Below are 23,604 nucleotides of genomic sequence, written 5' to 3' on the forward strand. Positions count from 1 at the left end.
TCAGGCTTTCTTCCGGATGAGGGCCAGGAACATGGCATCGGTGCTGTGGATGTGCGGCCAGAGTTGCGCGGTGTGTTCGTGCCCGGCGTCCAGGTGGCCGGTCAGGCTGACGCCGTCCAGCACAGCGCCGGCGTCGATCAGTTCTAGGTCCTCGCGCTTGCGCAGCACATCACTGACGACGGCGGTGGTCTCTGCGGGGTGCGGTGAGCACGTCACGTAGGCCACGACGCCGCCGGGTTTGACAGCAGCAAGTGCGGACATGAGCAGTTGGCGCTGCAGCGGTCCGAGGTCCGTCAGGTCCTTGGGGGTGCGCCGCCAGCGCGACTCGGGGCGGCGGCGCAGGGCGCCGAGCCCGGTGCACGGCGCGTCGACGAGGACACGGTCAAAGCTCTCCGCCATCTCCGTGCCGACCTCGCGGCCGTCGCCGGTGCGCACATGCCAGATCTCGTGCGGAACTGCGGCCAAGGCCTGCCTGACCAGCTTGGCGCGGTGCGGTGCGGGCTCGTTAGCCAGCAGGGTCGCGCCCTGCTGCCGGGCGAGGGCGCCGAGCAGCGCGGCTTTGCCGCCGGGGCCGGCGCAGAGATCGAGCCAGCGTTCGCCTGCCCCGTCGCTGCCGGTACCAAGATCTACGGCGGCCATGGCGCGGGCCACCAGTTGGGAGCCGACATCCTGGACGCGCGTGCTGCCTTCCCGGATGGACGCGAGGCGGCCCAGGTCTCCGCCGCTGGAGAGCGCCGAGCCCTCCACTAGTTCACCGGGGGTTGCCCCGCCCTCCAGAGCTTCATCCAGGCTGCCCAGGCCGGGCAGGGCCACGAGGTTAACCACCGGAGCCGCGTTATCGGCTTCCAGCAGATCGTTGATTTCGGCGGCTGACCGTCCATGGGCCACCAACGACTGGCGCATGGCCCGGACAATCCATTCGGGGTGGGCGTACCGAAGGGACGCGATGGTGGTTTCGTCGCTTTCACCGGCGACGAGGATCTCAAGCCACTCCTCCAGCGTGTGTGCTGTGACTTTCCGCAATACTGCGTTTATCAGGGCGGAGGGTCCGGCGCCGATGACGGCGCGGGCCAGGCCCACAGTCTGATCCAGGGCGGCGTGAGCCGGGACGCGCATGGCCAGCAGCTGATGGGTGCCGATCCGCAGGGCGTCGAGAATGGCAGGGTCAAGCTGGTCCAGCGGCCGGTCAACGCAGCGGGCCAGGATGGCATCGTACGTGCCCTGGCCGCGCAGGGCGCCGTAGCTAAGCTCGGTGGCGAAGCCGGCGTCGCGCTTGTCCAGGCCGTGATGGCGGATGCGGGACGGGAGCACCAGGTTGGCGTAGGCATCCTCGGCGGCTACCGCGCGCAGGACTTCAAAAGCCACCAGCCGCGCGGGGTCAGCCCGGCGGGTCCGCTGCGCAGGAGCGTTTTCGGTGAAGCTCCGCTGGGAGGGGCGGTTGCGTTCGCGGCCCTGGGCGTTGCGCTGGCTGGAATCCCGCGGCCCGCCCTTGCCCCGTCCGCTGTTGCCGCGTCCGCCGCCCGGGGCGCCGCTGCCGCTGCCGCCCGTGCCGCTTGCATTACCGCCGGATTCGCTCATTCGAAGACCACGCTTTCCAGTGTTGCCATGCCACGCGCCCAATCGGCGGCGGCCATCATCTTTTTGCCCGAAGGCTGGATCCTCGTCAGCTCCACGGCGTGGGATCCGGTGCCCACCAGGACGCTTTTCCCGTCGAGGAATACTGCGCCGGGCTGCAGGTCAGTGTCACCGGGCCGCAGCCGGACGGGTTCGAGTTTGACGCGCTGTCCGTCCAGGGTGGTCCAGGCGCCGGGCTCGGGGGTTACGCCGCGGGCGCGCCTGCCGATGGCCAGGGCGGGCTGCTTCCAGTCAAGCCGGCCGTCATCGATGGTCAGTTTGGGGGCCAGCGAAACGTCGCCGACCTGCGGCTGCGCAGCTGCCCTCCCGGCCTCGACGGCGGACAGCGTCTGGGCAAGGAGCACAGCCCCGCTGTAGGACAGCCGCTCCAGCAGTGCTCCAGCGGTGTCTTCAGGGCCAACGCCCTCGGTCAGCGTTCCGAAGACCGGGCCGGTGTCCAATCCTTCCTCCAGCAGGAAGGTGACTGCACCGGTGACGTCGTCGCCGGCCATCACGGCCCGCTGCACGGGGGCGGCTCCACGCCAGGCGGGAAGCAGGGAAAAGTGCAGGTTAATCCAACCGTGCGGGGGTACATCCAGGGCGGCGCGCGGAATCAGTCCGCCGTAGGCCACGATGGCAGCCACGTCCGGCTTGGCCGCTTCGATCTTCGCCGTTACGGCCTCGTCCACGCGGGCGGCGTGGATGATCTCGATTCCCAGCTCGGCAGCGCGGGCTGCAACGGGCGACGGCGTCAGCACCCGTTTGCGCCCTATCGGTGCGTCGGGACGGGTCAGGACCGCAACGATTTCAAAGCCGGCCGCAATCAGGGCATCGAGGGAGGGGACCGCCACGGCGGGGGTGCCGGCAAAGAGTACCCTCATGTGGTGGTGCCGCCGCCGAAGCTGGCACCACCGAAACTGGACCCGACCGTCTTGGCGCGCTTCGTCGTCGTGCGTTCCGTGATGGCGTCATAGTTTGCATTGCGGATGGAGCGCAGCGCCGTCTTCCGGTCCACGCCTTCCAGCCTGTCGGTGAACAGGATGCCGTCCAGGTGGTCCGTCTCGTGCTGGAAGCAACGGGCCAGCATGCCCGCCCCCTCTACAGCGACAGGAATCCCGTTGAGGTCGACGCCAGTGGCGCGGGTGGCGCGGAAACGCCGGACCGGGAACGCCAGGCCAGGAATCGACAGGCAACCTTCAACCTGGTCCGCCTGGAAGTCCTCGCTGTTTTCCAGGACCGGATTGATGATGTGGCCCTCCACGCCGTCGATCCGGTAGGTGAAGACCCGCTGGCTGACGCCAATCTGCGGGGCCGCGAGGCCGGCGCCGTCAACGTCCTCCATGGTTTCCATCATGTCCGCAACCAGTTTGGCAAGATCAGGACCGAATTCCGTCACGGGATCGGCCACTGTGCGGAGCACGGGATCACCAATGATGCGGATATTCAGAATGGCCATGTGCTGTCTTTCCTCACGGTGGGCGTTATTGGCGAACCTATCCAGTTTAGGTGCAGGGGCACCAGTCGCGGGACTGGGGACAGGCGGCCTGGGCACACGCGTGCCCTGCTAGGCGCTGCGGGCCTGCGCGGAGACGGGCGGCGCAACCGGAAGAAGCGCGGAACCGGCGGCGAGCGTATCGGCCGACAGTTCCCAGACCCGTCGCAGCGCGCAGAACTTCCACCAGTGATGCTTGAGGACGTCGGGGTTGGCGCGGACCGGACGGACTTCTGTTTCCCCGATGGCCACAGCTAGCAGCAGCGGGTTCTCGCCGTACTTCCAAGGCTCCCATTCCCCGGCCACGGCATCCACCAGGCTTTCTTCGGCCTTCATGCCCGCCACCAGTTGCATGACAACTTTGTCGTCCAGCGGCTTGACGGTGCCGTCCCGCGTGGTGCCCTTGGTCTTGTAGTCAATAACGCAGATCCGGCCGTTGATTTTGGCCACGAGGTCCAGCGTCCCCGCGTAGCCCACTGACTTGTTCCAGACGGTGATCTCCGGGGCGATGGGCTCCACTCCGTAGAGCTCCCACCATTCATCGAACCGCAGGGCAAAGCCTTCCTCGCCGTTGGCTGCAAGGGCCTCTCGCGTCTCCCTCATGGTGTGGGGCCGGCCCAGGGCACGGAGCGCAACCTGCTCGCAGTAGTTATGGACGCGGTCACCGCGTTTGGCTGCCTCGTCGCGGTATTTTTCCGCGGCCTTGGAGGCCCGGTTGACGGCCTGCCGGATTTTCGCCGGACTGCCCAGGCAATCGGCCAGCAGCGGATCCTTCGCCAGGCTACTCGCCCCCATGTAACCGAACCAGCCGTCCAGTCCGTGCGGCTGCTGGCCGATCACGGTGGTGATGGACGGAACGGAAAACTGCTCGGAGGTGGACCGCGCATACATCCGGCCGTATTCCGTGGCGTGGGCAAGGAGTGGATCAGTCATACAAAGACTCTTTCACAGGGGGCTGACAGAATGGCGGACACACAAAAAAAGTCCGTTTCCGCTCGGCTGAGCGGAAACGGACCAGATTCCTCGGTGGGCGATACTGGGTTCGAACCAGTGACCTCTTCGGTGTGAACGAAGCGCGCTACCACTGCGCCAATCGCCCCGATGCCTTTGAATGCTAGCCGACCCGGCGGGGTTTATGGAAATCGAGCCGGGACCAGCCTCGAATTACACGCCTGTAATTAGAAAGATCCCCTAGATTGCAGGGATCCAGGGGCATTGCCGCCGTTGCGGCACGTTCGATTTGGAGAATCCCTGAACCTCCTATAGAGTTCTTACTCGTTGGAACGCGAGGAAATGCCCGAAACGGCACGGATTCTGCGGCCCAAATGCGGACGTAGCTCAGCTGGTAGAGCACCACCTTGCCAAGGTGGATGTCGCGAGTTCGAATCTCGTCGTCCGCTCGCAGGACACTGTCACGGCAAAGGTTTTTCGGAATCAGAGCTAACACGGTGGGTTGGCCGAGAGGCGAGGCAGCGGCCTGCAAAGCCGTTCACACGGGTTCGAATCCCGTACCCACCTCGGTGAAAACCATGGATTCCGGTTCAGGCCGGACGAAATGGGCGATTGGCGCAGCGGTAGCGCGCTTCCCTGACACGGAAGAGGTCACTGGTTCGATCCCAGTATCGCCCACCAAGCAAGGAAACTTGCTTCATGCAGTCGGCCAGGCCACCCGCCGGGCTGTACTTCATACGCGGACGTAGCTCAGCTGGTAGAGCACCACCTTGCCAAGGTGGATGTCGCGAGTTCGAATCTCGTCGTCCGCTCTCCACCCCAGTAATAAATCCGAAATGGGCGGATTCCCGGTTCCGGGCGATTGGCGCAGCGGTAGCGCGCTTCCCTGACACGGAAGAGGTCACTGGTTCGATCCCAGTATCGCCCACACACAGCAGCTCCCCGTGAGCTGCTTTTTTGTTGCCCGAAAAGGCCGGCCCCGACTTTACAACATTTGTCACAGCGCTTGGCACGCCCTGCAGACAGGTCTAGGATCGGTTGCGGAGGAGCAAACTGGCTCCGCGATTGAAGGGAGGTGCTCGTGGGACTGATTGACGATCTTAAGGGCAAGGCTCAGGGTCTTATCCACGGCAACGAGCAGGCCATCAGGGACGGCATCACGAAAGCCGGCGATTTCGTCGACTCAAAGACTGGCGGCAAGTATACCGGTCACGTGGACAAAGTCCAGGAGGGCGCTTCCAAATTCGTTGACGCAAATGACGGAACACCCGGCGATGCACCTGCCACCGAGCAGGCTCCGCCAGTCACCCCGGTTCCGCCGGTTGACAAGGCTCCGTAACAAGGATTTGGCCTGGGCTCTGCCCGAGCACGTCAAGGGGGCGCGGGTCCCGCCGGGAGGCGGCACCCGCGCCTTTGTCGTTTAACTGAAGGCCCGGCTTCCCCGGCCGATGCCTAGGACGGCTCGTGGTTCTGGCCCTCGCGGGCCAGCGCGGTCAGGCGGGACACCGCACGGAAATACTTCTTGGTGTACCCGCCGTGCATCATCTCGTCCGTGAAGAGCTTGTCGAAGGGGACGCCGCTGGCCAGGATGGGCACATCCTTGTCGTACAGCCGGTCCGCCAACACTACGAACCGAAGCGCCACGGCCTGCTCGGTGATGGTCTCCACGTTGCGCCAGACGACGCCGTCGATGCCGTCGATGAGTTGCCGGTAACGGCTTGGGTGGACACCGGCAAGGTGGCCGATCAGAGAACTGAATTCGTCCTCCGCCACGGTCTTTCCGTCGAACTCGGCCTTCATCTGCGCAGCGAGCTGGCTGTTCTTCAGCGGTGCCGGAGCGGCGGGCAATCCACGGTGGCGGAAGTCCTCACCGTCAATCCTGATGACGTCGAACTGGTCCGCCAGAACCTGGATTTCACGGGCAAAGTCGACGGCGGCAAAGCGGCCGTCACCCAGCGAACCCGGCAGGGTGTTGGACGTCGCAGCAAGCTTGACGCCGGCGTCGGCCAGCTCACGCATCAAACGGGACATCAGCACTGTGTCGCCCGGATCATCCAGCTCGAATTCGTCAATGCACACCAGCTTGAAGTGGCTCAGGGCTTCAACAGTCTTGCGGAAGGACAGTGCCCCCACGAGGTTGGTGTATTCCACAAATGTGCCAAAGGCTTTGGGGCCCGGCGCGGCATGCCACAGCGAAGCCAGGAGGTGGGTTTTGCCGACGCCGAATCCGCCATCGAGGTAGATCCCCGCCCGGGTTGCGACCTTCTTGGTGAAGAGCTTCTTGAACAGGCCGTCGCCGTCACCGGCTCCAACTCCCCCGGCGAACGCTTCCAGGGCCTTGACCGCCGCCGTCTGGGACGGCTGGTTCGGGTCCGGCCGGTAGCTGGCAAAGGAGACCTGGCCAAACCGTGGGGACGGATAAAACCCTTTGAGGAGCTCATCCACCGACACCGCCGGAGTGCGGGCGGCAAGCTGTTCGATCTGTACCAAGGTGGTCCGTTCTGCTGGTGGGTTGTCCCCAGAAAGAATACCGGCAACGGCCCGGGCCTCCCCCGCCATCCGGCCGGCACGGGGCCATGGCGTGACGAAGGCCATATTTCCCACTGTTAACAAGGTGACGGACAGGGCGGCCAGCCGTGGCTAGGGTGGGAGGCAGGTTTTCCTTCTTCAGCAGATCCGCCCTGTGTCTCAGTGAAAGGCCAACAATGTCATACGCAGTTGAACAAAACGAGAAGTTCGCCGCCTACGCCAACCCGGAGCGTCTGGTATCCACCGAGTGGCTTGCCGCCGCACTTGAGTCTGGCGCCCTTGCGGACGGAAAGCTTGTGGTCGTCGAGTCCGACGAGGACGTCCTCCTTTACGAGACCGGCCACATCCCCGGATCCGTGAAAATCGACTGGCACACGGACCTTAACGATGAAGTGACACGCGATTACGTAAACGGCGAGGCCTTCGCGGCCCTGGCCGCTGGCAAGGGCATCTCCCGCGACACCACGGTGGTCATCTACGGGGACAAGTCCAACTGGTGGGCGGCCTATGCCCTCTGGGTCTTTACCCTGTTCGGGCACGAGGACGTCCGGCTGCTCGACGGCGGCCGGGACAAGTGGATCGCCGAGGGCCGCGACCTGACCACGGACCGGACTGTCCCGGCGTCCGGCGACTACCCCCTGGTGGAGCGCAACGACGCCCCCATCCGCGCGTTCAAGGACGATGTGCTGGCACACTTCGGCAAGCCTCTGATCGACGTACGCTCCCCCGAGGAATACACCGGCCAGCGGACCCACATGCCGGCCTATCCGGAAGAAGGCGCGCTCCGCGGCGGCCACATTCCCACGGCAGCATCCATTCCCTGGGCACGCGCCGCCGCGCCGGACGGAACGTACCGCAGCCGGGAAGAGCTCGAAGCCCTATACCTGGGCGAGGCCGGCCTGACCGCCGGCGACGACGTGGTGGCGTACTGCCGCATCGGCGAGCGTTCCAGCCACACCTGGTTCGCACTCAAGTACTTGCTGGGTTTTGAAACTGTCCGGAACTACGACGGTTCCTGGACCGAGTGGGGCAACGCCGTACGGGTTCCGATCGCGAAGGGCACCGAACGCGGCACTGTCCCGGCGTAAACTGGAACAGATGACTACACATGACCTGCCCGCCGCTTTGGCGGAAATCGTTGACGACTTCCAGGCCCTGAGCGAACCTGACCGGCTTCAGTTGCTGCTGGAGTTCTCGCGCGAACTGCCCGAGCTGCCGGACCGGCTGAAGGACCACCCCGAACTCCTGGAGCAGGTGGTGGAATGCCAGTCGCCGCTGTTCCTTGCCATTGAGACGGAAAAGAACGACACCGGCCCGGCCGGCGCCATTCGGCTCTACTTCAAGGCGCCACCGGAAGCCCCCACCACGCGGGGGTTCGCCGGTGTGCTCCATGAGGGACTCGACGGACTCAGCGCCGCCGAAATCCTGGGTGTGCCGGACGACATGCCGGAACTGCTGGGCCTGACAAGGGCCATCACGCCACTGCGGATGCGCGGCATGACCGCCATGCTGGGACGGATCAAGCGCAAGGTCGCTGCTGATTACCGGCCCGCATCCTAATCCCCTGACAGGGAACTGAACGCTTTGGCACGCAAGAGTTCTTCAAACGGAACGCCGGCCACAGCCGCACTGGCTGCAGCCGGCGTTCCCTTCGTAGTGCATCCGTATGCCCACGATCCTTCCGCCGCCAGCTACGGCACGGAAGCCGCCGAGGCCCTGGGCATTGCACCCGAAAAGGTCTTCAAAACCCTCATGGTCGATGTGGAGGGCCGGCTGGCTGTCGGGGTTGTGCCGGTCAGCGGAAACCTTGACCTCAAGGCATTCGCTGCCGCCCTGGGTGCCAAGAAGGCTTCGATGGCAGACCCCGCAGTTGCGGAACGCCGCAGCGGCTACGTCCTCGGCGGGATCTCGCCGCTTGGCCAGCGGCAGTCATCGCCCACAGTGGTGGATAGCAGCGCCCTTGATCTGGGGACGATGCTGGTTTCCGGTGGTAAGCGTGGCCTGGACGTCGAGCTTGCGCCGGCGGACCTTATCCGGCTGACGTCCGCTGTGACAGCCGCCATCGGCACCCGCACGCCTTAGCGGTTCTGCCCGGGATTAAGCCGCGGAGCCAACTGAGGCCGAAGCCACGCCTTGATCAGGTTCTCCCAGCGCCCGGGATCGACGTTCCATTCCTTCGTGTGCCTGGCGTGATTGAACGTCTCGAATGTGACCATCTCCGGATTCCGCTCGGCCAGGAGGGCGGAGGGTTCATAGGGAACGTACTCGTCATCAACGCTGTGGATGATCAGGGTGGGCGTCCGGACTTCCACGGCGCGCGCCACCCAGTCCATGGCCTTGAGGTCCACGGGTGCGGCCAATCCGGTGAGCCTCCGGCCCACGGGGTGGCCCAGCATCAGCTGCCCGTAACGGCCCACCAGGGACGGAATGCGGTTGATCTGCGCATGGTGGGCCAGCACATCGACCCAGTTGATGACGGGCGCGTCCAGGACCATGGCCCGGATCAGGTGACGGTGCGGCGAGAGATCGGCCGTCTGCAGGCAGATGGCACCGCCCATGGACCAGCCAAAGAGGACAATTTCCTCGGCGCCGCCGGCCAGGGCGAACTCGATGGCGGCCTCCACATCGTGCCATTCCGTGGATCCCAGCCCGTACCGGCCGTCCTCGGCTGATGGCGCCAACCCGTCGTTCCGGTATGAGACAAGCAGGCTGGTGAGCCCCAGTTCGAGTGCGGGGCCTACCGCCCGGAGGCACTCCTGGCGGGTGGCCCCCCGGCCATGAACCATAATTGCCCAGGTCCTGGACGTCCCGCCGGCCCGGACCAGCCATGCCGGTGCCGTGCCGCCGTCGACCTCAATCAGCACGTCCTCGGCCGCAATGCCGGCGGTGGCGGGATCAGGGTAGAGCGCACCGCTCCACCATCCGCGGCGGGCCGTATCGAGATCGCCGGCATAGACGGCTTCCACTTCGCGCAGGACCGTGCCGTCCGCCGGCGAATAGGACACAATCCGCCCGATCCGGGCGTGCCCCTTGCCGCCGTCGAAAAACAACCCATAGACGCCCTCCACTGTGGTCTCCGGAGTTGCTGTCAGGATGACCTGCTTGCCGCCGCCTTCCCGGAGCACGGCGAGGACTTCCTGGTCCGCCGTCCGCCGCCGGACGGGCGTGATCACACGCCTGGCAAAATAGAGGGCCAGCGCGGAGGACCCTGTGGCCAGCAGTCCGGCAAGCGCCCCGCCGCCAATGACGCCGCCTAGCGCCCATTTGGCGCGCAGCGACATACGGCCGTCAGCCTGGATCGGAACTGCCGCCGTCAACGTGGGGGTGCGCGTGGAAGGTGCCATGGAACCATTCTTACTGCCGCAGGCGGGTTGACCATATTCCGTCCGGCCCGTGGCGCCGGAATTCTGCCGGCCCCGAGGACTCCGCGCGTATAAGACCACAACCACCATGCGGCCCCAAATGGATGCAGGCGCCGGTACGCACGACTAGGCTGATGCCATGAGCGATCCAATCGTCATCCTGACCGAAGAACCCCTGGGCGCGGACGACCGCGTCAACATAGAACGGCTGGTGGACGGGCAGGACACCCCCCTTGTCCTGCTGGTTCCAGGTAACACTGAACGGCACCTGCTGGTGGATTTTCTCGAGAATCTCTCCCTGCTGGACGTCGCTAAAGCGTTCCGCGAACTGACCGCCCATGCCCCGGACCCCTCCGCTGAACGGGCCGAGGCTGCGGAGACGCTCGCCGTCTCGCTGACTGCCCTGGCGGGGCTGGGCGCAGGAGTCACAGGCGAGGTGGTGGACGGTGGAGCCGTCAACGGCCTTGTGGCCAAGGTCAAGGAGCTTGGCGCTGCCCAGGCAGTCGTGGTCACCCGTCCGCACGCAGTTGCGGATACGTTCCACACCGACTGGGCCAACAAAGCCCAGGACCAGCTGGGGCTCCCCGTGCTCCACCTGTACGCCGGTTCGGGATTTATCGGCGACTCCTGAGCGTTGAGCTGACTATGAGCATCTTTGGTAAGAACATTTTCGACAACAAGGCCACGGATTCGGTCCCGGATCAGGCTGCCGACGCCACCGCTGCGGAACCTGCATACCGGAAATCCGACGCCGAGTGGCGGCAGGAACTCACGCCGGAGGAGTATCGCGTGCTGCGGCAGGCGGGTACGGAGCGCCCCTTCACGGGAGAGTATGTGGACACCCACACGGAGGGTGTTTACCAATGCCGCGCCTGTGGAACCGAGCTCTTCAGGAGCAACGAAAAATTTGACTCGCATTGCGGCTGGCCGTCCTTCTGGGCGCCGCTCGCCACAAGCACCGTCCGCTACATCCACGACCGGACGCTCGGCATGAAGCGGGTGGAGGTCCGGTGCGGGAACTGTGACTCGCACTTGGGCCACGTGTTTGAAGGCGAGGGCTACGGAACGCCCACGGACCAGCGCTTCTGCATTAATTCGGTGTCCCTGACGCTGGTACCGCGCGGCGTTGCCGGGGAAGAATCCGCGGAGTCCTGAGTCCGCCAGCCGTGGTTCCGCCTATGTGTGGCGGACCCACGGGGCGCTCGAGCCCGAGAGTCTCTTATGCTTAGGCTCTATTTGAATTAGGGACTCTGGTTGCTTGCTACGCTCACGGTAGATGCCCAAGCAATGAGAAAGGCAGTCAAACCATGACCGTCACCGTGACCGGCGCCCCACCAAGGATCACCGCCGAAAATCCCGCCTGGCTCCGCCTCCGGAGCGCCGCCGAGTCCCTGCAGGAGCTGCAGATCAAGGACGGCTCCGTACCCGACGCGGGCCACCACCCAGCCGCAGCGGCCGAAGTTGCCGAGCTCACAGAGTCGCTCACCGAGCTGGCACCGCTATTCCCGCACGACGCAGCCTACCTTGACGCCGTCGTCGCTGATTTCCAGGCGTGGGCCAAAGCGGGCTTCGGTGAGCCGGACTTCCTGTCGTCACTGCTGGCGTTCCAGCCCCAGCTGCAGCGCCAGGATGGCCTGCCGCACGTTGTCATCTTCCCCATGTACACCCAGAACGGAAGCACCAGCCGGCTGGTGGAGGCCGTGCTGATCGAGGTCATCTGGCCCGATTTTGTGGCCGGCCTTGAGGCAGGGGACTATTCCAACAAGCTGTTTGTGCCGATCAGGTTCCTGGACTTCACCCGCGGCTATGACACCAACTCGGCGGTGCTGTTCCCCGAAACCGTTGCCGTCCGGGAAACACCCGCCTTCACCTGGGGCGCCATTTTTGCAGACCGCGAAGCTGCCCGCTTCCGGAGGGTCCTGCGCGCAGCCGCAGACATCACCTCACTGGACCTGCCCGCCGGTGCCGTGGAACTCCTGGCCGACCAGGAACTGACCGAGGCCACGTTTGTGATGTGGGACCTGATCCATGACCGGACCCACATGCGCGGCGACCTGCCCTTTGACCCGTTCATGATCAAGCAGCGGATGCCCTACTTCCTGTATTCGCTCGAGGAACTGCGCTGCGACCTCACAGCCTTCCGCGAATCCGTCCGGATCGAACAGGACGAAGACGCCGGGCCGGAAGCACGCCGGCACGCGAAACTGGTGCAGTACGCCATCATCTTCGACCGGATCTTCCGCTTCGCGATCACCGGCGACCGGGTGCGCAACTACGACGGCCTCGGCGGGCAGTTGCTCTTCGCCTGGCTGCACCAGCACCACACCCTGCACTGGACCGACAGTCGGCTCAGCATCGACTGGGACCAAGTGCCGGACGCGGTGATCGCCCTCGGAGCCTCGATCGACGAGCTCTACTGGCGCTCCATTGACCGGCCGAAGATGGCCCACTGGCTTGCCGCGTACCAGCTGATCTCCGCCACAGTCACGCCCAACCCGGCATCAACCTGGGCGAAGGGACCCGACGCACTTCCGGTTGCCGGTCCGCCGCGCGGCCTGACGGACCAGGTGCTGGATGACGAATTTCCGCTGTCCATGTTCTACGAAGCCTTGGAGAAGAAAATGCGACCGGTCATCGACTCCACCGCCGGCATCACCGGAGCGTCCGCGCTGTGAGCGCATCCGGCGGCCCGCGCGTTGTCCCTGCTCCGGACCGTTCCCCTGGGCTGAATGTCCTGGTCACCGGCGGTAGCGGACCCACCGGGATCGCGGTGGCCCGGGCCCTGCGCCAGGCGGGGTTCCGGGTCTTCACGGTCGGCTCGGACAGGACGCGCATCGATGCAGCCGCAACAAAAGCGGGCGACGGCGTCACTCCCCTGGTGTGCGATCTCGCGGATCCCGCTGACGTCCAGGTTCTCCGGACGGCCCTGGCGGGCACCGCCGGAGCGATGGACGGAGTCATCCACCTTGTGGGCGGCTGGCGTGGTGCCAAGGGCATCACGGACCAGAGCGACGCCGCCTGGGACTTCCTGGAGCGCGGTGCCATCACCACGCTCCGGAACGTCTCCCGGGCCTTCTACGCCGACCTCGCCGCCGCCGGAACCGGAAGGTTTGCCATGGTGTCCTCCACGGCGGTGGACAAGCCCACCGCCACGACGGCCAGCTACGTGGCGGCGAAGGCCGCCGCCGAGACCTGGACGCTTGCGATGGCGGAGGGACTGGCCCGCGAGGCCGCGGATAACGGCACCGCCCTGCGCGGCGCCGCCGTCGTCCTGGTGGTGAAAGCGCTGGTGGACGCGGAACTCCGGACGGCGCACCCGGAACGGACGTTCCCCGGTGCCACCGACGTCGAGGACCTGGCCGCCGCCGTCGTCGGACTGTTCAGCCGCCCGGCAGCCGAACTGAACGGCCGGCGCCTGCTCCTTACCCCATGACCGCAACATCCCCTAGCCGCAACGCCTCTGACGGACTGCCCCCTGACCGGCCGGACCCGACCTCCCTAAACTGAGAACGTGAGCAAACCAATGACAACAACGGCAACTGCCGCCCCCCGGCTTGAAAATCCCTCAGCCCGGCTGCATGACGCGTCCGTCCGCGGTTTCGCATCGGACAACTACTCCGGTGTGCACCCCGAGGTCCTGGCCGCTCTCGCGGCCGCCAACGAGGGCCACCAGGTCTCCTACGGCGAAGACGACTACACGGCGCGGCTGCAGGGTCTGATGGAGGAGCATTTCGGCCCCGGCATCGAATGTTTTCCTGTGTTCAATGGCACAGGGGCCAACGTGTTGTCCCTGCAGTCGTTGCTCCCGCGCTGGGGTGCTGTGGTGTGCGCTTCGACGGCGCACATCAACATGGACGAAAACGGTGCTCCGGAACGGATCGGCGGGATCAAACTCCTGCATGTCCCCACCCCCGACGGCAAGCTGACACCGGAGCTGATTGACCGCGAAGCGTGGGGTTGGGGGGATGAACACCGGGCGCAGCCGCTGGCCGTGTCCATCACCCAGACCACCGAGCTCGGCACGTGCTACACCCCGGATGAAGTCCGGGCGATCTCCGATCATGCACACGCCAAAGGCATGAAACTCCACATGGACGGCGCCCGGCTGGCCAACGCCGCCGCGCACCTGAACGTGCCGCTGCGGGCTTTCACGCGCGACGCCGGGGTGGACATCCTCTCCTTCGGTGGCACCAAGAACGGACTGCTGTACGGCGAAGTGGTGGTGGCTCTGAACCCCGAAGCGGCCCATGGCCTGATATTCCTGCGCAAGATGAACATGCAGCTTGCCTCCAAAATGCGCTTCTTGTCCGCCCAGTTCATCGCCCTGCTGGAAGGCGACCTGTGGCTCCGCTCGGCATCGCACGCCAACGCCATGGCCGCCCGCCTCCGCGCCGCGGTGGACACAATCGAGGGCGTGGAGCCCACGCAGAAGACGGAGTCCAACGGCGTGTTTGCCGTCCTGCCGGCCGGCATCGCTGACCGGCTGCGGGAGTCGTTCCGTTTCTACGACTGGGATGAAGCCGCCCGCGAGGTCCGCTGGATGTGCTCCTTCGACACCAGCGAAGACGATGTCGACGCCTTTGTGGCCGCGATCCGACGGGAACTTGCGGCCCACCACGCGGACACGGAAGCCGGATAGCACGGACCGGCCGACGGCGAGCCTGCACTGGGAGCCCTCTGCCGTTGCGTAATCTGCGAAGGTGAACGCACTAGCCCAGGTTCCCCCGGAATTTGTCCACGCCTTGGGATCCCTCAGGAAGGCCCAATGCCGGAGTGAGCTGCGCCTGGCGGAAATTCCCGCCCCGGCGCGCCTGGCACCGTTCGCGGTGGCGCTCGGGGCCGAAGTCATGGCGTCCGGACCGGGCAGCGGCACCAAGCCCGTCCACGGGCCCGCCGCCATGGCCCTGGCCGCGGCGTCCGGCACCGCGGGCGACGACGACACCGAGCTGGCCACGGGCCGATTCATCCTGCTGCACGACCCCGACGGCTCAGCAGTCTGGGACGGCGGATTCCGGATTGTCACCTACATCCGGGCCCAGCTCGAGGCCGAAATGGGCAACGACGAAATGCTGGGCACGGTCGCCTGGACCTGGCTGGTGGAGGCCCTGGAGAATCACAAGGCCCCCTACCGGGCGGCCGGCGGGACCGCCACTCGGGTCCTGTCGGAGAGCTTTGGAACACTTTCAGACCGGCCCGGGTCGATCGATATCGAGTTGCGCGCCTCCTGGACTCCGGCGTCTTCGGACGTCACTGCCCATCTGGAGGCATGGTCCGACATGGTCTGCACCTTCGCCGGCCTCCCCCCTCTGCCCGACGGCGTCGCGGCCCTTCCGCGCCGGCGCCGGAGCTAGGGATGTCCCTTGTCGGTAAACTGAAGGCATCATGACCCCTCAAATTCCCGAAAACACCACGGCCGGCGCTCCGGCTGCTGATACCACTCCCCACATCACGGTGGAAGGCTTCGACAGCCAGGTCCCCGTAGTCATTGACCTCGATGCACCTCGCGACGGCGTGCCGCTGGTTATCGAAACGCAGTCCGGGCTGGAGCGGTGCGCGGCAGCCATCGCCGCCGGAACAGGGCCCGCAGGGGTTGATGCAGAACGGGCCTCAGGATTCCGGTACGGCCAGCGCGCGTTCCTGGTGCAGATCCGGCGCGAAGGCTCCGGTACCTGGCTGATCGATCCTGAACCGTTCGAGAACCTGTCCATCATCAACGATGCGCTCCAAGGGGTGGAATGGATCCTGCATGCAGCCAGCCAGGACCTGCCCTGCCTGCTAGAGCTGGGCATGTGGCCGGACAAACTCTTTGATACGGAGCTCGCCGCGCGGCTGGCCGGGCTGCCACGCGTTGGCCTGGCTGCCGTCATCGAACAACTGCTCGGCTTTGGCCTGGCGAAGGAACATTCGGCCGCCGACTGGTCCACCCGGCCCCTCCCCGAGCCATGGCTGCGCTACGCCGCCCTGGACGTCGAAGTCCTGACCGAACTGCGCGAAGAACTCATCGAGCTGCTGCAGGCCGACGGCAAGCTGGACTACGCGGAGCAGGAATTTGCCGCGATCCTTGCCGCCGGCGTTGCCCCGCCCCGGGTTGACCCCTGGCGCAAGACGTCGGGCCTGCACCAGGTCCGCGACCGGCGCCAGCTGGCCGCGGTCCGCGAGATGTGGCTGGAGCGCGATTCCCTGGCACAGAAGCGCGATGTGGCGCCGGGCCGGCTGATTCCTGATTCAGCCTTGGTGTCCGCCGCCAAAGCCATGCCGTCCACGGTTCCCCAGCTGCTTGGTACCAAGGGCTTCCACGGCCGTGCGGCTCAGCGTGAGGCACCCCGGTGGCTCCGGTGCATCGCCGCTGCCCGCGATCTTGAGGACCTTCCGCCCCTGCACCTGCCCACCAACGCACCGCCCCCGCCGCGCGTGTGGTCTGATCGCGACCCCGAGGCCGCGGCACGCCTGTCCACCGCACGTCCGCTCCTGCAGGCGAAGGCCGAGGAACTGAACCTTCCCGTGGAGAACCTGCTGACGCCGGACTACCTGCGCCGCGTGGCGTGGCGTCCGCCGTCGGATATTACAGAAGAAGCAGTGGCCGCTGACCTGCGCACCCTCGGTGCCCGCGAATGGCAGATCGGCGTGGTGGCACCGCTTCTCACGAACGCGTTCCTCAACCCGCAACCGCTGCCGGCCAAGGAATCCAGGGCAACCGCAACCACCGAGTAATCGCCTCCTGACCGAGCCTTGCACACTATGTTACTGACGAGTAACATAGTGTTCACTGCCGTCCTGGCGAGTGCTGCCCTTTGGCCTCCGGACGGCGCCAACGTCTCGATGAGGAGTAAACGTGAGCCAAGCCCGTCACAGCGGAGAACACAGCAGCGGATCCCCGCGAACTGTCCGCGACGTCGTTTTTGTTGACGGCGTCCGCACACCCTTCGGCCGGGCCGGCGAGAAAGGCATCTACGCCGGAACCCGCGCCGATGACCTGATGGTGAAGTGCATCCGCGAACTTCTGCGCCGCAACCCCACCCTGCCCCCGGCCCGGATCGACGAAGTCGCTGTTGCCGCCACCACCCAGACCGGCGACCAGGGACTGACCCTCGGCCGCACAGCCGCCCTCCTGGCAGGGCTCCCCCGCACCGTCCCCGGCTTCGCCATCGACCGCATGTGCGCCGGCGCCATGACCGCAGTGACCACAACGGCGAGCGGCATCGGCTTCGGCGCCTACGACGTCGTCATCGCCGGCGGTGTAGAGCACATGGGCAACCACCCGATGGGCTCCGGCGCGGATCCAAACCCGCGTTTTATGTCCGAGCGCCTGGTAGACCCCGCCGCCCTGAACATGGGCAACACGGCCGAAAACCTGCACGACCGTTTTCCCGCCATCACGAAGGAACGCTCGGACGCCTACGCCGTTGCCTCGCAGGACAAACTGGCAGCCGCCTACGCACACGGCCAGATCCAGCCCGACCTCGTTCCGGTCGCTACCCTGAAGCCGGGACAGGGCTGGACGGTGAACAGCATTGATGAGCCGCCCCGCCCGGGCACCACGCTCGAGGACCTGGCGGCCCTGCGGACTCCCTTCCGCGCCCACGGCCGCGTGACGGCAGGTAACGCGGCCGGCCTGAACGACGGCGCCACGGCCGCTGTCCTCGCTTCCTCGGAAGCGGCCGCGGAACTGGGCCTGCCAGTCAAGATGCGGCTGGTCAGCTACGCCTACGCCGGCGTCGAACCGGAGGTCATGGGCATCGGCCCCGTACCCGCCACCGAAAAGGCTCTGAAGAACGCCGGCCTCAGCATTGAGGACATCGGACTTTTCGAGATCAATGAAGCGTTTGCCGTGCAGGTTTTGAGTTTCCTGGACCACTTTGGGATTTCCGACGACGACCCCCGGGTCAACCGCTACGGCGGCGCCATCGCCGTGGGCCACCCTCTCGCCTCCTCCGGGGTCAGGCTGATGAACCAGCTTGCCCGGCAGTTCGAAGATGACCCCTCCGTCCGGTACGGGATCACCACCATGTGCATAGGCTTGGGCATGGGCGCCACCGTCATCTGGGAAAACCCGCACCACCCCCATTACAGCGGTGCCGTCGCAGCAGACGGCCACGAAGCAGTCACAGCAGCCACCACCGAAGGAGCCGCATGAGCGCCGCCGATTTCACCAAGCTTGCCGAGCTCTTCCCCGACGAAACCGTGACCCACTCGTACGTCCAGGACATCAGGCTGCCGGCGGCCGCCGGCCAGCAGAGCCCCGGGGTGTTCGCGCTGATCACCCTGGACAACGGCCTGGACCATTCCAAGCCCACCACGCTGGGACCCAATACCCTGGTAAAACTGGGCACGGTCCTCGAAGGCCTGAAGGAACGTGCGGCCCGCGGCGAGATCGTGGGTGTGGGCGTGACCGGCAAGCCCTACTTCCTCGTGGCCGGCGCCGACCTGTCGGCGGTGAAGTCGCTGGAGAACCGCGATCATGGCTTGTGGATGGCGCAGCTCGGGCATGACGTTTATGCCACGCTGGCCAACCTCGGCGTCCCCAGCTTCGCCTTCATCAACGGCGTTGCCCTGGGCGGCGGCCTGGAGATCGCCCTGCAGTCCACGTACCGCACGGTGTCCGCCGGCGCCGGCGCACTGGCGCTGCCCGAGGCCTTCATCGGCCTGGTCCCCGGCTGGGGCGGCGTCTACATCCTGCCGCGGCTGATCGGTCCCGAGAACGCCGTCAAGGTGATGATCGAGAACCCGCTCAGCAACAACCGGACGCTCAACGGTCCGCAGGCCTTACAGCTCGGCATCGCCGACGCCCTGTTCGAACCGGCAGACTTCCTGGAACAGTCGCTCGCCTGGGCGGCCACGGTGATCACCGGCGAGACGGTCCCGGAGCGGGCCAATGCTGTGGACCCGGCTGACCCCGCTGTTGCCGGGCGCTGGTCCGCAGCCGTCGGCGTCGGCCGGACCTTCGTGGAGGCCAAGACCTCCAACGCCTCCCCTGCACCGGCCAAGGTCCTGGACATCCTCGAAGCCAACCGGACCATGTCCCAGGCAGAATCCGCCGCCCTTGAGTGCGAAACCCTTGCCGGTCTGATGCAGACAGACGAGTTCCGCGCCACGGTTTACGCGTTCCTGGATTTGGTCCAGAAGCGTTCCAAGCGGCCCGCCGGCGCACCGGACCGGAAGCTGGCACGGCCGGTCACCAAGGTCGGCGTTGTGGGGGCGGGCCTCATGGCCAGCCAGCTGGCCCTGTTGTTCGCCCGCCAGCTCAAGGTCCCCGTGGTGATGACGGACATCGACCAGGCCCGTGTGGACAAGGGCGTGGGCTACGTCCATGCCGAGGTGGACAAGCTCCTCGGCAAAAATCGGATCAGCCAGGACGCTGCCAACCGCACCAAGGCACTGGTCACAGGATCGGTCTCCAAGGAGGCCTTCGTGGACGCCGACTTTGTTATCGAGGCTGTCTTCGAAGAGCTGAACGTCAAGAAGCAGGTCTTCGCCGAGGTGGAGGCAATCGTCTCGCCGGACTGCATCCTCGCCACCAACACGTCCTCGCTGTCCGTCACGGCCATGGCCGAAGACCTCGCGCACCCGGAACGGCTGGTGGGCTTCCACTTCTTCAACCCGGTGGCCGTGATGCCGCTGCTCGAAATCGTACGCGCGCCCAAGACTGACGATGCCGTGCTGGCCACCGCTTTTGAGCTCGCCAAGGGCCTGAAGAAAAGCGCGGTCCTGGTTAAGGATGCGCCGGCCTTTGTGGTCAACAGGATCCTGCTGCGGCTGATGGGCGAAGTGACGGCTGCCTTCGACGAAGGAACCCCTGCCGACGTTGCCGACACCTCGCTGCGCCCCATGGGCCTGCCGATGACCCCGTTTACGCTCGGTGCCATGGTGGGCCTGCCGGTGGCCCAGCATGTCCAGGAGTCCCTGAACGCCGCCTTCGGAGACCGCTTCGCCGTGTCCACGAACCTGCAGAAACTGATCGAGAACGGCGTGAAATCTCTCTGGGTCCCGGCGGCCGACGGCTCCCAGGAGATCCTGGAGTCCACCCTGTCGCTGATGTCCTTCGGCACGTCAGCGTCCAGCGGGGATGATGTGCTGCGCCGTGTCCAGGATGCCCTGGCCGAGGAGATCGGGCTGATGCTGGATGAGGGCGTTGTGGCCGGTCCTGAAGACATCGACCTCTGCATGATCCTCGGCGCGGGCTGGCCGATGTTCCTGGGCGGCATCACACCGTACCTGGACCGGGTGGGCGCCTCAGAGCGGGTCAATGGCAAGCGGTTCCTGGCTCCCGGAGTCGCGTGCGCCGCGTCGGTGTCCCCGGTCCCAGCCTGACCCGCGCCTGAAGAGTTTTTGGTCAGATAACGTCCCCTGAAGGTCCTTAAATCCGCGTTATCTGACCAAAAACTCCAGCGTTTGGCGCTGGCCCTCAAATACCCCGCAGGCGGCCGGCCTCGAGGCACACCAGCCGGTGCGCGATGGACCGGGCGTAGTCCAGGTCGTGGGTGACCAGCACGACGGCGTTGCCATCGGCCGTCGTGCTGCGCACCACCCGGTCCAGCCGGTCCAGCCCGGGGCCATCCAGGGAAACGGTTGGCTCGTCGAGTGCAAGCACTGAGGGACGTCGGGCCAGTACCGTCGCCAGGGCCAGCAGGCGCTGCTGGGACGCCGGCAGTTCCGCCGGGTGCCGCCCGGCAAGGTGATCCAGGCCAACGGCGGCAAGGGCGCGCTGCACCGCCTGGTCCGCCGCGAGCCCGTCGCGTCCGAGTCCGAAGCGTACTTCCCGTTCCACGGTCCGCTCAAACAGCTGGTCCCGGGGCTGCTGGAAGAGGAGCCCAACGTCGCGGGACACCTGTCCCGCCGGGTGCCCGCCGATGTTCCGCCCCTGGACCAGCACGCTGCCGGCGGTTGGTTGGAGCAAGCCGTTGAGATGCCTCAGCAGCGTGGACTTTCCGGAGGCGTTGGGACCTGTCACCGCGAGGATCTCGCCCGCGTCGAGGGTGAGGCTGAGTCCGTGCAGGACAGGGTCAGCAGGCGGGCCCGGCTGTGACTTGAACCAGCCTCGGCGCCGCGTACGCCGGTACGTGAACGAGACGTCACGCAGCTCCAAAGCCGTCGGACCGTTGACGGCGGATTGATAGTCGACTCCTGCCCTCGGCCGGGCAACTGTAAGCGGGCGGGGCCGGATCACACCAGCCATTTCCAGCGCCCCGGCAGCCACAATTTCTGCCGGCGTGCCAGTCGCCGCTACGGTACCACCGGTGAGGACCAGCCAGGTATCGGCGGTGTGCAGGAAGGGCTCGGCACGCTGGCTCATGATCACGACGGCGGTGCCGTCTTGTGCCAGGTTCCGCACCAGGGCAGCGAGAACTTCGGCTCCGTCCGTGTCGAGGGAGGCGAAGGGCTCGTCCATCACGAGAACTGCGGGGCGCTGAATGACCGCGCAGCCGATGGCCAGGCGGCGGAGCTGACCGCCGGAAAGCGTGGCGGGATCCCGGTCCAGCAGGTGGGCCAGGCCGGTCAGGGCTGCTGTGTCCCGGACGGCGCCGGCCATACTCGCACGGTCAACCCCCGCGTTTTCCAGGCCGAAGGCCAGCTCTTCGGCCACCGTGACACGGACCGTGGACAGAGCGCCGGCCGGATCCTGTGGCACAAAGCCCACCTGGCGGCCCCAGCGGCCGGGATCGATCTGCGGATCGGCAGCTGTTCCAGTGAACCTGACGGTCGTGCCGGCGAGCTCAAAAAAACCCGTGAGTGTCCCGCCGTCGCCGGGCAGCAACCAGCCGGCGAGGAGGCGTCCCAGAGTTGATTTGCCGCTGCCGGAACCGCCCAGCACCGCTGTCAGCGATCCTGGGACCAAGGTCAGGCTTATGCCCGCCAGGACGGGTTCCGTTTCGCCGGGGAAGACGAATTTCTCGATGCCGGCAGCCAAGGCCGGCGGTGGGGTCTGCACCATTGCTAAGCACCCGCCGTCGGCTGCCAGAGGCGGAAGACGATGGCCGCCAGCGCCGCGAGCAGCAGAACCACGCGCGCCCACCGCTGGACCGGAGAATCCAGCACCTGACGGTAACTGGTGATTGGACCGGCACTACCGAAACCGCGGGCCTGCAGGGCCGCAGCGCGGGTGCCTGCTTCCTCCACGAGGGACAGCAGTAGGGGAACCGCCTGCCACCGGAACGCGGCCACACGCCCGGGAATTCCAGGCCTGATCACCAGGCCACGCGCTTCCTGGGCCTGCCTGATCCGCTCCAGCCGTGAACTGATGGCCGGCAGCAGCGTCAACGTGGAGGCGAGCACAAACGCGAACCGGGCGTTGACACCGCGGGTGGACAGGACAGCCACCAGGTCCGGAACGCTGACGGTGAAGGAACCCAGCAGCAGCACAAGCACGGCCGCGGAAAGCTGCGCTGCCCGCTCGAGCGCGAACTGCAGGCCTTGTGCTGTGACACGCGCCGGTCCCCACTGCGCCAGCACGGTGGTGCCCTCAGGAAAAAACAGTCCGTGCAGGGCCAGCAGCGACAGCACCAGCGGAACCAGAATGACCGCCGCGGCCGGCAACATCCGGCGCGCCGCTCCCTGCGCGAAAGATAAACCCACGGCCGCCGCGATCACGGTGAGGGACACCGGCCAGCTGGCAGCCGCCGTCGTTATCACTGCCGTGCTGCCGGCAGCCGCCAGCGACGTCAGGGGGTGAAGGCGCATCAGGGGTGCGTCAGGCGTCCTGGCCGGTTGAGTGGCCGGTGGGCTGGTTGCCGGGGTGGTTGGAGGCTGTGCCGGCCAGCACGCGGTACTGCCGGACAAAAGGGAATTGCAGGCGCGTGCGGCGAGGGAGGGCGTAGACCAGGACGGCGACGAGGGTAAAGACGATGGCCTTGTCCATGGGGTCCGAGATCAGGGCCTGCTTGGTGATGGCGGCGAGCAGGCTGTCCCCCATGGAGCGGAAGGCGCTGACAATGGCGCCGGTGGCGAGGCCGGAGGTGCCGCCGAAGACGAAAGCGGCAACGGGAGCGGAGACCACACCGCCGACAATACCGGTCAGGAAACCCGCCACCGGGGCCAGATAGAAACGCCGGAACAGGCCATAGCGCGCGGCGAGGCCGGCCAGGCAGCCGATCAGGGCCGCACCGGCGGCGAAGGGCAGGACGGTCGGGTTGAAAAAGGACCAGATAATGCTGCTGAGTGCACCCGTAGCGGCCCCGGCGGCGGGTCCGGCGAGAACGGCGATCAGGACGGTGCCTATGGCGTCGAGGTAGAACGGCACCAACGTGCTGCCGACAAATTGTCCCAGGACAATGTTCAGCACCAGGGCCACCGGAATCAGCACCAGAGTGGAAACCGGCAGCGTGGGCAGCACGCCGATGATCAGGAGCACGGCTCCCACGAGGAAGCCGGACAGTGCGATCAGGGCCGAGGCGCTGCCCGGGCCGCCGGTGATGTCCGCGGGCTGGTTCAGGACCAGGTAGATGTACGTGCCGGCGATGGCTACCGCTCCGAGGACTTCCAGCAGTCGGCGGTTGCGGGCGGTGGCCGGCGTTTGCGGCGGCAGCGTGAGCGATGACATGGCGTTCCTTCTGGGGGTGCAGGCTGTGGCGCCCGGATGCCCGGGCGGTGCGGAACGCTGCCTATGTCACCTCGGCGGCAACCGGGGGCGTCTGCGCCGGCCCGGGTCCGGCATCAGTCTAC

The 23,604-nt window shown here is 66.3% G+C and carries 22 protein-coding genes and 6 tRNA genes; 18 read left to right on the forward strand and 10 right to left on the reverse strand.

What is annotated here, in order from left to right; translation table 11 throughout:
* From QK290_RS09295 to QK290_RS09315, 5 genes are all read right to left on the reverse strand, one after another.
* Window positions 1-1,578, reverse strand: a complete 1,578-nt coding sequence (locus QK290_RS09295; RefSeq protein WP_282330390.1) for a transcription antitermination factor NusB — start codon at window positions 1,576-1,578, stop codon at window positions 1-3.
* Complete coding sequence (gene fmt, locus QK290_RS09300; protein WP_282330391.1) at window positions 1,575-2,495, reverse strand: methionyl-tRNA formyltransferase; 921 nt, start codon at window positions 2,493-2,495, stop codon at window positions 1,575-1,577. Before fmt ends, QK290_RS09295 begins: the two co-directional genes overlap by 4 nt.
* Window positions 2,492-3,070: a peptide deformylase gene (def, locus tag QK290_RS09305; RefSeq protein ID WP_282330392.1), complete on the reverse strand. Its 579-nt coding sequence runs from the start codon at window positions 3,068-3,070 to the stop codon at window positions 2,492-2,494. The genes fmt and def overlap by 4 nt, the downstream gene beginning before the upstream one ends.
* 108 nt (window positions 3,071-3,178) lie before the next feature.
* Window positions 3,179-4,039 carry a cytochrome gene (locus QK290_RS09310; protein WP_185263309.1) on the reverse strand — a complete coding sequence of 287 codons (861 nt, stop codon included), beginning with the start codon at window positions 4,037-4,039 and terminating at the stop codon, window positions 3,179-3,181.
* A 94-nt stretch (window positions 4,040-4,133) separates the two neighbouring features.
* Window positions 4,134-4,205: transfer RNA gene (locus tag QK290_RS09315), tRNA-Val, on the reverse strand.
* 228 nt (window positions 4,206-4,433) lie between these two features.
* On the opposite strand from QK290_RS09315, the gene QK290_RS09320 reads away from it, so the two are divergent.
* From QK290_RS09320 to QK290_RS09345, 6 genes are all read left to right on the forward strand, one after another.
* Window positions 4,434-4,506, forward strand: a tRNA-Gly gene (locus QK290_RS09320).
* 47 nt (window positions 4,507-4,553) lie between these two features.
* Window positions 4,554-4,624, forward strand: a tRNA-Cys gene (locus QK290_RS09325).
* 39 nt (window positions 4,625-4,663) lie between these two features.
* Window positions 4,664-4,738 (forward strand) — tRNA-Val (locus QK290_RS09330).
* 58 nt (window positions 4,739-4,796) lie between these two features.
* Window positions 4,797-4,869, forward strand: a tRNA-Gly gene (locus QK290_RS09335).
* A gap of 44 nt (window positions 4,870-4,913) precedes the next feature.
* A tRNA-Val gene (locus tag QK290_RS09340) sits at window positions 4,914-4,985 on the forward strand.
* A gap of 153 nt (window positions 4,986-5,138) precedes the next feature.
* Window positions 5,139-5,396: an antitoxin gene (locus QK290_RS09345; protein ID WP_282330393.1), complete on the forward strand. Its 258-nt coding sequence runs from the start codon at window positions 5,139-5,141 to the stop codon at window positions 5,394-5,396.
* A 113-nt stretch (window positions 5,397-5,509) separates the two neighbouring features.
* Here QK290_RS09345 and zapE read toward each other — a convergent pair whose 3' ends face one another.
* A complete protein-coding gene (gene zapE / locus QK290_RS09350; protein ID WP_282330394.1) occupies window positions 5,510-6,547 on the reverse strand; it encodes a cell division protein ZapE in 1,038 nt (345 codons plus the stop codon).
* 215 nt (window positions 6,548-6,762) lie between these two features.
* On the opposite strand from zapE, the gene QK290_RS09355 reads away from it, so the two are divergent.
* The 3 genes from QK290_RS09355 to ybaK are packed head-to-tail and all read left to right on the forward strand — an operon-like array spanning window position 6,763 to window position 8,668.
* A complete protein-coding gene (locus tag QK290_RS09355) occupies window positions 6,763-7,674 on the forward strand; it encodes a sulfurtransferase (protein ID WP_282330395.1) in 912 nt (303 codons plus the stop codon).
* Window positions 7,675-7,684: 10 nt separating this feature from the next.
* Window positions 7,685-8,146, forward strand: a complete 462-nt coding sequence (locus QK290_RS09360) for a SufE family protein (protein ID WP_282330396.1) — start codon at window positions 7,685-7,687, stop codon at window positions 8,144-8,146.
* 24 nt (window positions 8,147-8,170) lie between these two features.
* On the forward strand, window positions 8,171-8,668 hold the full coding sequence (ybaK, locus tag QK290_RS09365; RefSeq protein WP_282330397.1) for a Cys-tRNA(Pro) deacylase: 498 nt from the start codon (window positions 8,171-8,173) through the stop codon (window positions 8,666-8,668).
* Here the strand turns inward: ybaK and QK290_RS09370 are convergent.
* Complete coding sequence (locus tag QK290_RS09370; RefSeq protein ID WP_282330398.1) at window positions 8,665-9,930, reverse strand: alpha/beta fold hydrolase; 1,266 nt, start codon at window positions 9,928-9,930, stop codon at window positions 8,665-8,667. The genes ybaK and QK290_RS09370 overlap by 4 nt on opposite strands.
* A 157-nt stretch (window positions 9,931-10,087) precedes the next feature.
* Between QK290_RS09370 and QK290_RS09375 the strand changes: the two genes are divergently transcribed.
* The 9 genes from QK290_RS09375 (at window position 10,088) to QK290_RS09415 (ending at window position 20,256) form a co-directional block, all read left to right on the forward strand.
* On the forward strand, window positions 10,088-10,579 hold the full coding sequence (locus QK290_RS09375; protein WP_282330399.1) for a hypothetical protein: 492 nt from the start codon (window positions 10,088-10,090) through the stop codon (window positions 10,577-10,579).
* Between the two features lie 14 nt (window positions 10,580-10,593).
* Window positions 10,594-11,103 (forward strand): peptide-methionine (R)-S-oxide reductase MsrB, encoded by a 510-nt coding sequence (msrB, locus tag QK290_RS09380; RefSeq protein WP_282330400.1) that lies wholly within the window; start codon window positions 10,594-10,596, stop codon window positions 11,101-11,103.
* Between the two features lie 152 nt (window positions 11,104-11,255).
* On the forward strand, window positions 11,256-12,623 hold the full coding sequence (locus tag QK290_RS09385) for a DUF6421 family protein (protein WP_282330401.1): 1,368 nt from the start codon (window positions 11,256-11,258) through the stop codon (window positions 12,621-12,623).
* On the forward strand, window positions 12,620-13,381 hold the full coding sequence (locus QK290_RS09390; protein ID WP_282330402.1) for an SDR family oxidoreductase: 762 nt from the start codon (window positions 12,620-12,622) through the stop codon (window positions 13,379-13,381). Before QK290_RS09385 ends, QK290_RS09390 begins: the two co-directional genes overlap by 4 nt.
* 90 nt (window positions 13,382-13,471) lie before the next feature.
* A complete protein-coding gene (locus tag QK290_RS09395; protein WP_282330457.1) occupies window positions 13,472-14,587 on the forward strand; it encodes a low specificity L-threonine aldolase in 1,116 nt (371 codons plus the stop codon).
* A gap of 61 nt (window positions 14,588-14,648) precedes the next feature.
* Window positions 14,649-15,299, forward strand: coding sequence for a DUF3000 domain-containing protein (locus tag QK290_RS09400; protein WP_282330403.1), 651 nt, complete (start codon window positions 14,649-14,651; stop codon window positions 15,297-15,299).
* Between the two features lie 31 nt (window positions 15,300-15,330).
* Complete coding sequence (locus tag QK290_RS09405; RefSeq protein ID WP_282330404.1) at window positions 15,331-16,659, forward strand: HRDC domain-containing protein; 1,329 nt, start codon at window positions 15,331-15,333, stop codon at window positions 16,657-16,659.
* 121 nt (window positions 16,660-16,780) lie between these two features.
* Window positions 16,781-18,082: a thiolase family protein gene (locus tag QK290_RS09410; protein ID WP_282330405.1), complete on the forward strand. Its 1,302-nt coding sequence runs from the start codon at window positions 16,781-16,783 to the stop codon at window positions 18,080-18,082.
* Window positions 18,079-20,256 (forward strand): 3-hydroxyacyl-CoA dehydrogenase NAD-binding domain-containing protein, encoded by a 2,178-nt coding sequence (locus QK290_RS09415; RefSeq protein ID WP_282330406.1) that lies wholly within the window; start codon window positions 18,079-18,081, stop codon window positions 20,254-20,256. Before QK290_RS09410 ends, QK290_RS09415 begins: the two co-directional genes overlap by 4 nt.
* 94 nt (window positions 20,257-20,350) lie before the next feature.
* On the opposite strand, the gene QK290_RS09420 is transcribed toward QK290_RS09415, so the two are convergent.
* Genes QK290_RS09420 through QK290_RS09430 form a run of 3 tightly spaced genes read right to left on the reverse strand, consistent with a single transcriptional unit; the run spans window position 20,351 to window position 23,482 of the window.
* A complete protein-coding gene (locus QK290_RS09420; protein ID WP_282330407.1) occupies window positions 20,351-21,877 on the reverse strand; it encodes an ABC transporter ATP-binding protein in 1,527 nt (508 codons plus the stop codon).
* A 2-nt stretch (window positions 21,878-21,879) separates the two neighbouring features.
* Window positions 21,880-22,623, reverse strand: a complete 744-nt coding sequence (locus tag QK290_RS09425; protein ID WP_282330408.1) for an energy-coupling factor transporter transmembrane component T — start codon at window positions 22,621-22,623, stop codon at window positions 21,880-21,882.
* Window positions 22,624-22,633: 10 nt separating this feature from the next.
* The gene (locus tag QK290_RS09430) at window positions 22,634-23,482 is read right to left on the reverse strand and encodes an ECF transporter S component (protein ID WP_282330409.1); all 849 of its coding nucleotides are present in this window, start codon (window positions 23,480-23,482) and stop codon (window positions 22,634-22,636) included.
* Window positions 23,483-23,604 lie beyond the last annotated feature (122 nt).

Source organism: Pseudarthrobacter sp. AL07 (genome assembly GCF_029960665.1).
Lineage (GTDB): Bacteria > Actinomycetota > Actinomycetes > Actinomycetales > Micrococcaceae > Arthrobacter.

Coding starts and splice junctions, on each gene's coding strand:
- QK290_RS09295 (WP_282330390.1), bottom strand. CDS start 1,578: ATGAGCGAATCCGGCGGTAATGCAAGCGGCACGGGCGGCAGCGGCAGC.
- fmt (WP_282330391.1), bottom strand. CDS start 2,495: ATGAGGGTACTCTTTGCCGGCACCCCCGCCGTGGCGGTCCCCTCCCTC.
- def (WP_282330392.1), bottom strand. CDS start 3,070: ATGGCCATTCTGAATATCCGCATCATTGGTGATCCCGTGCTCCGCACA.
- QK290_RS09310 (WP_185263309.1), bottom strand. CDS start 4,039: ATGACTGATCCACTCCTTGCCCACGCCACGGAATACGGCCGGATGTAT.
- QK290_RS09355 (WP_282330395.1), top strand. CDS start 6,763: ATGTCATACGCAGTTGAACAAAACGAGAAGTTCGCCGCCTACGCCAAC.
- QK290_RS09360 (WP_282330396.1), top strand. CDS start 7,685: ATGACTACACATGACCTGCCCGCCGCTTTGGCGGAAATCGTTGACGAC.
- QK290_RS09370 (WP_282330398.1), bottom strand. CDS start 9,930: ATGGCACCTTCCACGCGCACCCCCACGTTGACGGCGGCAGTTCCGATC.
- QK290_RS09375 (WP_282330399.1), top strand. CDS start 10,088: ATGAGCGATCCAATCGTCATCCTGACCGAAGAACCCCTGGGCGCGGAC.
- msrB (WP_282330400.1), top strand. CDS start 10,594: ATGAGCATCTTTGGTAAGAACATTTTCGACAACAAGGCCACGGATTCG.
- QK290_RS09385 (WP_282330401.1), top strand. CDS start 11,256: ATGACCGTCACCGTGACCGGCGCCCCACCAAGGATCACCGCCGAAAAT.
- QK290_RS09395 (WP_282330457.1), top strand. CDS start 13,472: ATGACAACAACGGCAACTGCCGCCCCCCGGCTTGAAAATCCCTCAGCC.
- QK290_RS09405 (WP_282330404.1), top strand. CDS start 15,331: ATGACCCCTCAAATTCCCGAAAACACCACGGCCGGCGCTCCGGCTGCT.
- QK290_RS09415 (WP_282330406.1), top strand. CDS start 18,079: ATGAGCGCCGCCGATTTCACCAAGCTTGCCGAGCTCTTCCCCGACGAA.
- QK290_RS09420 (WP_282330407.1), bottom strand. CDS start 21,877: ATGGTGCAGACCCCACCGCCGGCCTTGGCTGCCGGCATCGAGAAATTC.
- QK290_RS09425 (WP_282330408.1), bottom strand. CDS start 22,623: ATGCGCCTTCACCCCCTGACGTCGCTGGCGGCTGCCGGCAGCACGGCA.
- QK290_RS09430 (WP_282330409.1), bottom strand. CDS start 23,482: ATGTCATCGCTCACGCTGCCGCCGCAAACGCCGGCCACCGCCCGCAAC.